Genomic DNA, 12,490 nt, shown 5'->3' on the forward strand with positions numbered 1-12,490 from the left:
CGGAGCGGCCTATCTGCTCTGGCTCGCGTATCGCCCGAAGACCTCGCCGACCCGTTCGCCGGACGCCTTGAGCCGCTCCGCGTACGCCGGCCGGTCCCACGCCTCCGGGACGTACGCCGCGGTCTGTAGCCGTCCGTCGGCGACGCCGGGCACGGCGTGCGCGAGGTTCGTCTGGCCGTCGAGCGGCGATGCGGTCCCGTCGACCGCCGCCGGGACGTAGGACGCGGCCGCGACGTCGATCCGCTCGAAGGTCTCGTCGGCGTCGAGGCCGTCGCGCCAGAAATCCCCGAGGCGGCGCCGACGACTCGGGTCGGCGACGTTGCACAGCAGCCACGGGAGCCGGAGCTCGATCGCGTTCTCGTCGGGCGCCACGTGGACGTCCGCCAGCGAGTCGTACGCCGGGGCGTCGGGGTTCCCGTTTCCGTAGCGGAGCCGTCCGGTCTCGACCGACTCGAAGGGGACGCGCTCGCCGGTCGGCGGGACGGTGTACCCGCGGTTGATCACCATCCGCAGCGGGGTGAACGCGTCGGGGGCGGGGTCGCGGTACCGCGCGAGATCGAGTCCGGCCTCCGCCCCGTACGCGTACGCGAAGGCGTCGTAGCGGGGGTCGACGGTCACCCGGGACGCGTCGGGGCCGCCGAGCCGGACGACGAAGTCGGTCGCCGCGGAGTCGGCGCCGACGCCGTGCGGGAGCGTCTTCTCGTTGCCGCCGGTGAGCCCGAGCGTGACGAGGTAGTTCGTCGCCTCCCAGTCGATCCCGTCACCGAGGTCGGCGAGCTCGAGCCGGAGCGAGAGGTACGCCGCGTCGCCGGTCACGCGGAGGCCGGTCAGTTCCCGGGCACCGTCCGCCCCGTCGCCGAGACGGACCGGGTCACCCGTCGGCGACGCGCCGGTCGCGTCCGCCCATGCGTCCGGCGACCCGTCGAGCGGGACGGCGCCCTCGGGATCGAACGCGAGGAGCCCGAACCGCTGTTCCGGCGTCTGGACGTTCGACCAGTACGGGCGCCGGTTCGGGTCGGAGAAGTCGGCGAGGTTCCAGGTCCGCTTGAACCACTCGTCGTGCCAGCTGAAGACGACGCCGCCGGCGGTGCCGGCCTCGCGAATGTCCTCGTACATCGCCGCCAGGATCTCGCCCTGCTCCGCCTCCGTGTGCCGGCCCTGGTCGCGGCCGTGAACGTCTCGCTGGGCGATCCCGCGGGAGCTGGGGACGCCGAACTCCGCGACGAGAAGCGGGTGATCGGTCGCGTCCACGAGGTCGTTCAGGTAGCCCGCGTAGCTGTTCGGCTCGCCGCGGTGGTCGACGTGCTCGGCGTACGCCGGCGTCTCGTTCAGGAGGGGCGGGTAGTACGGGTAGACATGGTAGGCCGCGAACGTCCCGGCCTCGTAGGCGTCGGTCGCGGCGATCGCGTCGGGGTCGACGCTCACCGCGTCCTCCGCCTCGAAGGGCTCGTAGGGGTGATCGAGGGGATCGGTCGTCACCCAGTTCGTGAACGCCGCCGGCCGCTGGGCGTCGTACTCGGCCGTCTCGTAGGCGACGCCGGCGTCGAGCCGCGCCGCGAGCCACCGCTCGAACGGGGTCGCGTCGGGCGCTGTGAGGTACTCCCCGTCGTAGCTCCCGTCGTCGTTGACGCGGTTCGTCTCCGCGACCACCGCCGGCGGCCACTCGATGCCGACGACGTAGCCCGCCACGTAGTCGCTCACGTCCGCGTCGTAGGCGCCGCTCGCATGGCCGGGCTCCGGGTCGATCGTCGTCGCGCCGTGGACCGCGTCGATCACCTGTCGGAACGACCGATCGAACGCGTCGGAGAGCCCGTAGGCGTCCCCCGCCTCGCGGAGGGTCTCCTCGCCGATCCAGTTGCCGTGAACGACGTAGACGGGGTCGTCGCGGCCGCGGTTGTACGCCGCGAGCGCCCGATAGAACGCGGGCGGGTGGACGGTGTACACCCGGACGACGTTGACGTTCAGGTCGCCCATCATCGCGAGCCAGCGGTCGTACTCCGCGCGAGTGATCGCCGCCTCGCCGGGGAAGCGGCCCGGCTTCGCCATCCCGAGGTTCACGCCGCGCACGCCGAGCTGAGTGAAGGGACCGCCGCCGACCGCCACCTCGAAGCCGTCGTCGCCGATCCGAAAGCGGCGTGAGACCGCGTCGGCGGCGTCGCCGCCATCGTCCGGAGACTCGCCGTCGTTACCGCGGAAGCCGCAGCCGGCGGTCCCGACCGCACCGGCCGCGCCGACCCGTCCGAGGAACCGCCGTCGTTGCACGCCCGGATCTGTCGCCGCGGCGCCATAACTGTGTTCCGCCCGGCGGGCGGTCTGATCGCCCCGACCGCTCCGGGCGCCCCGTCGGCGTCACCGCGCCGAGACGACTCGGAGTTTTATACCCGTCCGTCGAAAACCGGCCACGTAGCCGCAAGCCCTCACCATGTCTCCCGACTCCGACCGGCCCGACCCCTTCAAGAGTCTGCTTCAGCTGACGACGACCGACCTCGACGCCGACCAGCGGATCCGCCGCGCGATCGATGTCGGCCGGGAGTTCCTCGGCGTCGACAACGGCGTCCTCTCGTACACCGGGGACGGGCGCTACGAGGTGATCCAGACGAACATCGAGTCGGGGCCGTACGCCGAGGGCGGGGTGGTCGACCTCGACGGGACCTGGTGTCGCCACGTGGTCGAGACGGGAGAGACGCTCGGGTTCGCGGACGCGACGGCGACCGAGTACCGCGACGACGTGGCGCTGGAGACGACCGGCCTCACCTGTTACGTCGGGGCCGCGGTCGACATCGACGGCGAGACGTACGGGACCCTATGTTTCTCCGACGAGGAGCCGCGATCGGACCCGATCACCGACCACGAGCGGGACTTCGTCTCGCTGCTCGCCGAGTGGGTCGGCTCCGAGCTCGAACGCGAGAAGCACTACGCCGAGCTGCGGGCCCAGAACGAGCGGCTCGACGAGTTCACGGGAATCATCGCGCACGACCTCCGGAACCCCCTCGCGGGCGCGATCGGCTTCACCGAGCTCGCACGGGAGGAGGTGACGGGCCAGCCCGCCGAGTTCCTCGACCGGGTCCAGGGCTCGCTCGGCCGCATGGAGTCGATGATCGCCGAGTGTCTCATGCTGGCGAAGGAGGGCGCGGACGTGGGGGAACGGGCGCACGTCGACCTCGAAGCGGTCGTCCGGGACGCGTGGGACACCGTGCGCACGCGCAACGCCACGCTGAGCGTCGATATCGCGCCCGAGACGACCGTCCTCGCAGACGAGATGCGCCTCCAGCGGCTCTTCGAGAACCTGTTTCGAAACAGCGTCGAGCACGGCGGGTCCGACGTTTCGGTGACGGTCACCGGCGACACACACGGGTTCACGGTCGCCGACGACGGGCCGGGGCTCCCCCCGGCGGTCGTGGAGGCGCTCACCGCCGCCGACGTGGAGAACGTCAAGTCGTTCGGTCTCGGGCTGTTGGTCGTCCAGCGCGTCGTCTCCGGCCACGGCTGGGACCTCACCGTCGACAGCTCGGCCGACGGCACCCGCTTCGAAGTGGACGACGTCAACGCCGCCGAGCCGATCCACGAGGACCTCGACGACTGAGCCGCGTCCGCGTCGGAGCCGGCAGCGGTCGCTCTACGACAACTCGCCGTCGGCCGCGGTCTCGACCACCCAGACGAAGCCGCCGCTGCCGACGCCGTCGGCGAAGTCACGAGTCCAGACGACCCCGCCGTCACCGGTACCGAGCGTCGGATCCGTGGTCCAGACGAACCCGCCGTCGCCAATGCCCTCCGTGAAATCTGTTGTCGCGCGGAGCCGCGCCGTCCCGTCGTCGACCGCGAGGACGGATTCGTCGTCGACCGCGAGGACGAACCCGCCGTCACCCGCGCCGAGCGTCGGATCCGTGGTCCAGACGAACCCGCCGTCGCCGACGCCATCCGTGAAGTCGGTGGTCCACACGAAGCCGCCGTCGCCGGCGCCGAGCGTCGGCTCCTCGGCCGCGGTGAACCGGCCGAACGCTCCCTCGGCGGCGATCCGGTCGAGCCACCGGAGCCCGTCGGTGTCGGGAGCGTCGACGAGCCAGTCGATCCAGACGAAGCCGCTCTCGTCGTGCGGTTCGTCCTCGACCGGTTCGTCGTCGTCCGCTGGCTCGGTGTTCGGCGCCACGTTGGACGCGGCTGCCGCCGTCGCCCTCGCGGCGCCGGCCGCTCCCGCCGCAGTGGCTGCGCCCGCGGCGGCTCCGCCCCCCGTCTCGTCGCCGCCGAAGCCGCGCCGCTCCATGACGCCCCACGACTTCTCGCCGCGGAGGTACTCGATCAGCCCGTGCCACGCGACGATCGTCTTCCACTGGCGGTAGCCGAAGTTCTCCAAGACGCCGTACCAGAGGAGCCGCGCCACGTCCCGCGGCGACTCGTACCGGTTGTAGCTCCACACCTCGCTGAACACGCCGAACCACGAGAGGAAGATCCCGACGCCGACGGTGAGCAGCAAGAACACCAGGAAGAACTCGATGTTCAAGATCCCGAGGTACCAGCCGATCGGGAGTAGGACGTAGCCGAATCCCTCGATGAGCGGGCCGAGCGCCTCCGCGGCGGTGAAGAACGGGAGGATGACGGTGCCGACGCGACCGTACGCCCGCCGGAAGAACAGCCCGCGGCTGGCGACGATCGTCTCTATCATCCCGCGGTACCAGCGGCGGCGCTGTCGACCCAGCGTGCGGAGGTTGTCGGGGACCTCCGTCCACGCGACGGGTTCGGGAACGAACTCCACCGTGTAGTCGACGTCGTTGTCGGAGAGGTACTCGTGGAGCCTGACGACCACGTCGAAGTCCTCGGTGATCGTGTCGTGGCGGTAGCCGCCGATCTCGCGGACGCGGTCCGTGCGGAACACGCCGAACGCCCCCGAGATCAGGATGAGCCCCTTGAGGCGAGTCAAGCCGAGGCGCCCCGAGTAGAACGCGCGCAGGTACTCCATCACCTGGATCCCCGGGAGGCCGGTCTTCGGGAGGTTGACCTCCTGGACCTCCCCGTCCTCGACGACGCAGTTGTTGGCGACGCGGATGGTCCCGCCGCTGGCGACCGCGCGGTCCGGCTCTTCGAGGAACGGCTTGACCACCTCCAACAGCGCGTTGCGGTCGAGCACCGTGTCGGAGTCGACCGCACAGAACAGCTCCTGGTCGGTGAGCCAGACGCCGGCGTTCAGCGCGTCGCTTTTCCCGCCGTTCTCCTTGTCGACGACGAGCAGGTCCTCGTGGGTCGCCGAGCGGTACACGCCGCGGATCGGCTCGCTCGGCACGTCGTACGGGACCGGCGCGTCGACGGGGCGGAGGTCGTACGCCTCGCGCAGCCGGTCGAGCGTCGCGTCCGTGGAGCCGTCGTTGACGACGACGATCTCCTGGTCGGGGTAGTTGAGCAACAGCATCGACCGCACGCTCTCGACGATCGACGCCGACTCGTTGTACGCCGGGACGACCATCGCGACGCCCGGGTAAAACGGGCTGTCGAACGCGCGGAACGGCGGCCGCCACTCCGACTCGCGGACGGTGTCCCGGAGCTCGAACAGCGCGAGCACGTGGATCAGCAGGTAGCCGGCGTTGATCAGCAGGTAGTACGTGACGATCACCGCGCCCGACCCGACGACGAGCGTCGTGCCGATCGATTCGAGCGTCGTCATCGGGTCCGTCCCCCGTCAGTCAGCTCCCGCGCGGTCCGGTCCCGACCGGTGATGTCCCGGGCGAGTCGGTCGAACCGGGCGTGCTCGCTCGCCCACGCCCACGCGACGTCGAAGGGGTCGGCGTCAGACTCCTCCGGCTCGTCCGGCTCCCCGGCTCCCGTCGAAGGTGGCAGAGACGACAGAGACGGCGGAGGCCCCTCGGTGGCGCCGAGCGCGTCGGCCTCCCGGTGGCGAATCAGCTGTTCGGCCGCGACGACGCGCGCGCGGTCGTCGGTCTCCACGGCCGCGGCCGCGTCGAGGGCGGCGACCGCCTCGCCGTCGCCCCACGCTCCGAGCATACGGTAGGCGGACGCGCGGACCGCCGGGTCGGGGTCGTCCGCGACCGTCGCGAGGTCGACCGCGGCTCGGATCGACCGGTTCCAGCCGTACGCGTCGAGCGCGCGCCACGCCGCCGTCCGGACGCGGGCGTCCGGGTTCGACAGCGCGCCGACGACCCACGAGAGGTCGGCGCTTCCCACCACCGTGTGGAGGTGTCGGGCCGCGAGCAACACCTGCTGTTGGAGCGCCGGCTCCCAGTCGTCGAAGTCGGCGGCGGCCCGCTCGAACAGCGGCTGCGGGTCCGTTTCGGCGACCCGGTAGAGCGTGTCGATGCCGAACACGGAGAACGACGACGGACGGTCGCGTAACAGCAGGTCGATACCCGTGGTCGCGGCGTCGCCGACGCCGGCCGCGTACAGCACCCGCGCGGCCGCGGCGCGTTCCCGCGGCGTGTCCGTGCAGTGCGTCTCCAGGAGCGACCGGTCCGGGGCGTCCCGGAGCAGGGCGAGCCACACTAAGGCGTGGATCCGGGCCCAGTAGTCGCCGTCGGCGATCTCGCGGCGCGCGCGCTCGTTGATGCCCAGCGCCTCGCCGAGCCCGGCCAGCCGGTCGGCGTCGCTCCCGTCGAGCGCGCGGAGGTACACGTCCAACAGCGATTCGAGCTCCTCGCGTTCGGCCCCCGAGAGCGCGGCCGCCCACTCGTCCCATCCCGGCTCGTCGCGGCCGTAGAGCCGGTCGAGAAGCTCGCCGCGCAGGTCGGCGCGCATCGGCGTTCGGCGCCGGCGACGCCGGGCCGCCCGCAGCGAGTAGCCGACGGTGACGATCACGACCGCGCCCAGAAGCGAGGCCAACGCGATCACGGCGACGGTCAGCGCGAGCGAGAGCGACGGGTCCAACTGGAGGGCGGGAGTGTTCGGCGGGGTGAGAGTCGGGACGGGAGTCGCCGGCGCGAGCACGGTTACCCCCCGACCAGCTTCTCGACGCGGACGAGCAGCTCGCTCGGACTGAACGGTTTCGTGAGATACTCGTCGGCGCCGGCTTCCAGCCCTTCGAGCACGTCGGCCTCCTGGCCCCGGGAGGTGAGCATCACGACCGGCACGTCGGCGTCGACGGCGAGCTCCCCGCGTCGGATCGTCCGGAGCAGCTGCGTGCCCTTCAGTCGGGGCATCATCACGTCGAGGACGACGATGTCGGGATCGGCGCCCGGATCGTTCAACACGGTTCGACACTCCTCGCCGTCGTGACACACCGTGAGGTCGAAGCCGGCGTTCGACAGCTTGTACTGGAGGATCGACCGGATCGTCTCGTCGTCGTCCGCGATGACCGCCGATTTCACCACGTCAATCGATCTACAGCAGACCCACTTTACTCTGCCGAGGTCGCCGGGTTCTCCGCGCAGATCGCCCGCCCGATCCGCCGATCGCCACGAGTGATTTAACACCCGGGGCGGCGACCAGTGAGTCATGAGCACTGACGAAGTGACGGCGGTGATCCTCGCCGCGGGCGAAGGCCGGCGGCTGGAGCCGCTGACGAACCGGCGACCGAAGCCGATGGTCCCCGTGGCGAACCGCCCCCTCTTGGAGTACGTCGTCGAGGCCGTGGCCGCGGCGGGGATCGACCGAATCGTCCTCGTCGTCGGGTACAAACAGGAGCGGATCCGGAACCACTTCGGCGACGGCGACGACTGGGACGTGACGATCGAGTACGTCGAGCAGGCGACGCAGCTCGGCACCGGCCACGCCGTTCTGCAGGCCGAACCCGTCGTCGACGGGCCCTTCGTCGTCCTGAACGGCGACCGGATCGTCGACGCCGCGGCCGTCTCGACCGTGTGCGACCGCCTCCGCGACGGCGACGCGCCGCTGGTGACCGTCACCGCCGTCGAGACCCCGCGCGACTACGGCGTCGTCCAGCTCGACGGCGACCGCGTCACGGAGGTGAACGAAAAGCCCGAGGGACCGGTCGACACCAACCGCATCAACGCCGGCGTCTACGGCTTCACGCCCGAGATATTCGACGCGATCCGCGCGACGAACGCGACCGGCGAGCTCGCGATCACGACGACGCTCAACGACCTGGCCGAGCGGGACAGCGTGACCGGCGTGGGCTACGACGGCCGGTGGCTGGACGTGTCGAACCTCTGGGACGTGCTCTCGGTCAACGCGGCGCTGGTTCACGACAGCGACCACGCCCGCGACGCGCCTGCGACGGGCCAGCGCGTCGGCGACGCCGTCACCGTCGCCGACGACGTGGTCCTCGCCGGGAACGTCCGCATCGGGCCCAACGCCACGCTGAGCGGGGCGTCGGCGATCGGCAGCAACGTCACGGTCGCGGCCAACGCGGTCGTCGAGAACAGCGTCGTCTTCCCCGACACCGTCATCGGACCGGGGACTGTCGTCCGCGACGCCGTTATTGCGGGAAACGCGCGGATCGGACCGAACGCGACGGTCGTCGGCGGAGAGGCGACGGTGGTCGTCGGCGACAGCGTCCACCGCGGGGTGACGCTCGGCGGCGTCGTCGGCGACAACACGTCGATCGGCGGCGGCGCGACGCTCACGAACGGCGCCGTCGTCGGCGACGACGTACAGGCCGACGCGGGCGTCGTGCTCGACGGGCGCGTTGAATCGGGCGCCGTCGTCCGGAGGGGGTAATCATGTGTGGGATCATCGGCTACATCGGCGATCTGCACGCGACGGGTGCGAGCGACGGCGGTGAGGGCGACGGCGAGACGCCGGCGAGCGTCGGTGACATCGTCCACGAGGGGCTCCGCAACCTGGAGTACCGCGGCTACGACTCCGCGGGCGTCGCGCTCGTGGGGCCGCGGAGCGGGCTCACGGTGGCCAAGCGGTCGGGCGAAGTGGACGGGCTCACCGTCCCCGACGTACCGGACGCGACTCACGGCGTCGGCCACACGCGCTGGAGCACGCACGGCCCGCCGACCGACGCCAACGCCCACCCCCACACCGACTGTACGGGCGACGTGGCGGTCGTCCACAACGGAATCATCGAGAACTACGAGGCGCTGAAAGCGGAGCTGGCCGACCACGAGTTCACGAGCGCCACCGACACCGAGGTCATCCCGCACCTCATCGAGGAGGCGCTGGCCGCGGACCCGGACGCGGACCTGCTCGACGCGGTCCGGCGTGTCGAAAGTCGGCTCGAGGGAAGCTACGCGATCTGCGCGGTCCGGAAGGGCGACGACCGGATCGTCGTCGCGCGTCGCGGGAGTCCCATCGTACTGGGCCGCGGCGAGAGCGCGTGGTTCGTCGCGAGCGACGTGACCGCGTTCTTGGAACACACTCGCGATGTGACCTATCTGGAAGACGGCGACGTGGCCGAGCTGTCGCCCGACGGCGTCCAGATCTTCGCTGACGGCGAGCCGGTCGACCGCGAGATCGAGACGGTCGAGTGGGAGGCGGGCGCCGCCGAGAAGGGCGGCTACGACCACTACATGCGCAAGGAGATCCACGAACAGCCCGCGGCGCTCCGGCAGACGATCGCCGGGCGCCTCGACGTCGACGCCGGTGACGTGGACCTGGACGTCTCGTTTCCGCCGGGCTTCCTCGCGGATCTGGAGGAGATCCAGATCGTCGCCTGCGGCACCTCTAACTACGCAGGGCGGTACGCCGCGCAGCTGTTCGAGGAACTGTCCGGAGTGCGCGCGACCGTGGAGATCGCCAGCGAGTACGAGTTCGGCGCTGGCCGGAGCCCCGACCGCACGCTGGTGGTCGCCGTGACCCAGAGCGGGGAGACCGCGGACACCCTCGGGGCGATCCGGCGCGCGAACGCCGCGGGCGCGCGGACGTTTGCCGTGACGAACACCTTGGGGAGTACGATCACGCGAGAGGTGGACGGGACCGCGTTCATCCGCGCCGGCCCCGAGATCGGCGTGGCCGCGACGAAGACGTTCGCCTCGCAGGTGGCGACGCTCGCGATGCTCGGCGTGGCGATCGGCCGCGAGCGCGGGGCGCTCGCGCCGGCGGACGCGCGGTCGGTGTTGGAGGACTTACGCGGGCTCCCCGGCGCGGTCCAGCAGGTGCTCGACAACGAGGAGCGCGTGCGTGAGGCCGCCCGCGAGTACGGCGACAGCGAGGCGTTCTTCTTCGTCGGCCGCAAGCTGGGCGTGCCCGTGGCCTTGGAGGGCGCGTTGAAGCTCAAGGAGATCTCCTACGACCACGCCGAGGGCTTTGCCGCCGGCGAGCTTAAACACGGGCCGCTCGCGCTGGTAACGCCCGACACCCCCGTCCTGGCCCTGTTGACCGACGGGTCGCGCGCCGCCGAGACGAAAAACAACGTCACCGAGGCGCAGACGCGCGGCGCGCCCGCCATCGGCTGTGTGTCCGCGGGCAAAGAGTACGATACGCTCGACGTGTCGCTGCCCGTCCCCGACGTGGGGATCGCCGAGCCGCTCGTCGCGAACGTCTACCTGCAGTTGTTCGCGTACCACGTCGCCAACGACAAGGGACGCTCCATCGACAAGCCGCGGAACCTGGCGAAGAGCGTGACCGTGGAGTAGCGTCGCCCCGGATCGAACGCGCAAGGTGAGTGCAAGCCCCGGTATCGCGTATGTGGACCCGAGGGTCCCGGCGGTGTTTCGTTCAGTGTCAGGTTGAGGGCGGCGGACGCCAGTAGATGACCCGGGCGTTGATGAACCCACAACAGTTGATAGTTTCACACCCGCAAGCTCAACGCACGTGACCCATCGATGGTTCAGAAGCCTGTGTTGACGGCCTACTCTGTTTAGACTACTCGGCCATCGGTGGAAGTGAGACGATGAGCACGTTCCCCTCATCGTATTCGAAGTCGATTTCACCGTTGAGTTTCCGAATACACCAGTAGGCGATCCACAACCCAACCCCCTGTCCGTGTTGGAGTGGTGTTTCCTCGCCGGCACGAAGCGTCTCAATCTCATAGTCCGGAATCGGATCGTTACTGTCACGGATCACGACTTGAATACCCTTGCGTGGGGCGTCTCCTTCCGAAACCGCCACAGGGACTGTTGGTTCGGATGACTCCGAATGGACGATCGCGTTTTCGACGAGATTTTTGAGCAGCATGGAGAGCAACTCCGGATCCGTACGAAACCGGAGATCCGGTGGTGAGGCCGTCCAAGTGATGGTCGCGTCAGGATACGTCGTCGAATACGTCTGTTCAATATCCGCGACAACGTCTCTAATGGAGAGCGATTCCGGTTGTCTGACTCGCTGTTGAACGTTTTCGAAGGTCCGTACCTTTTCGGCAATCGACTTCAGCCGATTACTTGCAGCCGCGATCGTTCCGGCCTGTGTCACATGGCGTGGGTCGGTACTGTCCGCTTCTAATAGCTCTGCGTATCCGCTGATGACCGTCGTTTCGTTGCGGAGATTGTGTCTGAGGATACGATTGAGTACGGCGAGCTGTTGTTCGCGTTGTCGTTGGTCTGTCACGTCATACAGCACGACCATACTCCCGACCGATTCGCCGCTTGGGTCAGTTAACGGAGTGTATGAGACCGCAAAGATACCGCCGCCCTCTGTTCCGACAGTAATCTCTCCCGTTTCACGGAGCGTTTCTAACGTCACTCCAAGTGTAGCCTCCAACGGGACAGGTAGCGAGATCGACGTCGTGTTGAAAAACACGTCTTCGGCTCGATCGTTCGCTCCGACGATCTGCTGTTCGGCATCAAGGACGAGTACGGGATCAGACAACGAGTCCAAGCCAGTGCGTTCTGCCATCCGCTGGGTCGCGGGGTTCGTTTCGAACATGTGCGTTCCGACGAACGCGTATGCATCGAGCGTGACGTGAATCAGCATCAGTGGCGCTGTCAGGTGTAGCTGAGGGACCGGCCCGATTTCGAACAGCCAGAATGACACGCCGACCGAAGGCGGGAGCGTACTCAGGATAACCGCCGTCGCTTCACGCCGATACAAGGACCCGTAACTGAGAATGGCGCCGATCAGCAAGAGCGATCCAACTGCGGCAGTTCCGATTGAAAACAGGAGTGCAAAGACACCCCACGGTTGTACCGTGTACGTGACTGTTGCGAGGCCGAAGACCGGGTCAAACTGGAAGTCGGCCCAGATGAGTCCATGAATCGAATTTGTCGCTGCGAGCCCGATTGACAACACCGGGACAATTGCGACGATTCCGAACAGTGGCGTGCGAATGAGATCACCTCGTCCGGTATAATCGAGACCAAATGCGAGGAAGAATGGCCCCATGAAACACACACAAATGAACGCGACAGCTCCGAGGACGATGCGCAACGTCGGATTCGTGATAACTAATGAGATTCCATACGAGAGACAAAATAGGGCAACGGAAGCCATATTCCCCATGAACCAGTCAGCACCAGCCTTCCCCTTCTGTGAGTAGAGATACTGTAACAGATACAGCGCGCCAACGCCGGCCGCTATGGATGCCACGATGATTCCTAACCCGAGAGGTCCAGGAGTCATCATCTCTTTTACAAACTCCGGTGGATGTTGCCAATAATGTTGTGGGACCAGTTCACTGAACAATATTGGGAACAGACGTACTGTT

General features: G+C 68.5%; 8 protein-coding genes. 3 read left to right on the forward strand and 5 right to left on the reverse strand.

The window, feature by feature from the left end; all coding sequences use genetic code 11:
- Positions 1-9: 9 nt before the first annotated feature.
- Positions 10-2,262 (reverse strand): hypothetical protein, encoded by a 2,253-nt coding sequence (locus JIN95_RS04460; RefSeq protein WP_200530622.1) that lies wholly within the window; start codon positions 2,260-2,262, stop codon positions 10-12.
- 160 nt (positions 2,263-2,422) lie between these two features.
- On the opposite strand from JIN95_RS04460, the gene JIN95_RS04465 reads away from it, so the two are divergent.
- Entirely contained in the window at positions 2,423-3,583 is a 1,161-nt protein-coding gene (locus JIN95_RS04465) for a GAF domain-containing sensor histidine kinase (protein ID WP_200530623.1), read from the forward strand.
- 33 nt (positions 3,584-3,616) lie between these two features.
- Here JIN95_RS04465 and JIN95_RS04470 read toward each other — a convergent pair whose 3' ends face one another.
- Genes JIN95_RS04470 through JIN95_RS04480 form a run of 3 tightly spaced genes read right to left on the reverse strand, consistent with a single transcriptional unit; the run spans position 3,617 to position 7,310 of the window.
- Positions 3,617-5,653 (reverse strand): glycosyltransferase, encoded by a 2,037-nt coding sequence (locus JIN95_RS04470; protein ID WP_200530624.1) that lies wholly within the window; start codon positions 5,651-5,653, stop codon positions 3,617-3,619.
- The gene (locus JIN95_RS04475) at positions 5,650-6,927 is read right to left on the reverse strand and encodes a HEAT repeat domain-containing protein (RefSeq protein ID WP_321169250.1); all 1,278 of its coding nucleotides are present in this window, start codon (positions 6,925-6,927) and stop codon (positions 5,650-5,652) included. The genes JIN95_RS04470 and JIN95_RS04475 overlap by 4 nt, the downstream gene beginning before the upstream one ends.
- 2 nt (positions 6,928-6,929) lie before the next feature.
- Positions 6,930-7,310, reverse strand: coding sequence for a response regulator (locus JIN95_RS04480; RefSeq protein WP_095638273.1), 381 nt, complete (start codon positions 7,308-7,310; stop codon positions 6,930-6,932).
- Between the two features lie 124 nt (positions 7,311-7,434).
- Here JIN95_RS04480 and JIN95_RS04485 point away from each other — a divergent pair, with 124 nt between their 5' ends.
- A complete protein-coding gene (locus JIN95_RS04485) occupies positions 7,435-8,619 on the forward strand; it encodes a sugar phosphate nucleotidyltransferase (protein ID WP_200530625.1) in 1,185 nt (394 codons plus the stop codon).
- Positions 8,620-8,621: 2 nt separating this feature from the next.
- The gene (glmS, locus tag JIN95_RS04490; protein WP_200530626.1) at positions 8,622-10,484 is read left to right on the forward strand and encodes a glutamine--fructose-6-phosphate transaminase (isomerizing); all 1,863 of its coding nucleotides are present in this window, start codon (positions 8,622-8,624) and stop codon (positions 10,482-10,484) included.
- Positions 10,485-10,713: 229 nt separating this feature from the next.
- Here glmS and JIN95_RS04495 read toward each other — a convergent pair whose 3' ends face one another.
- Positions 10,714-12,372: a histidine kinase N-terminal 7TM domain-containing protein gene (locus tag JIN95_RS04495; protein WP_321169251.1), complete on the reverse strand. Its 1,659-nt coding sequence runs from the start codon at positions 12,370-12,372 to the stop codon at positions 10,714-10,716.
- Positions 12,373-12,490 lie beyond the last annotated feature (118 nt).

The organism is Halorubrum sp. LN27 (genome assembly GCF_016635065.1).
GTDB lineage: Archaea > Halobacteriota > Halobacteria > Halobacteriales > Haloferacaceae > Halorubrum > Halorubrum salipaludis.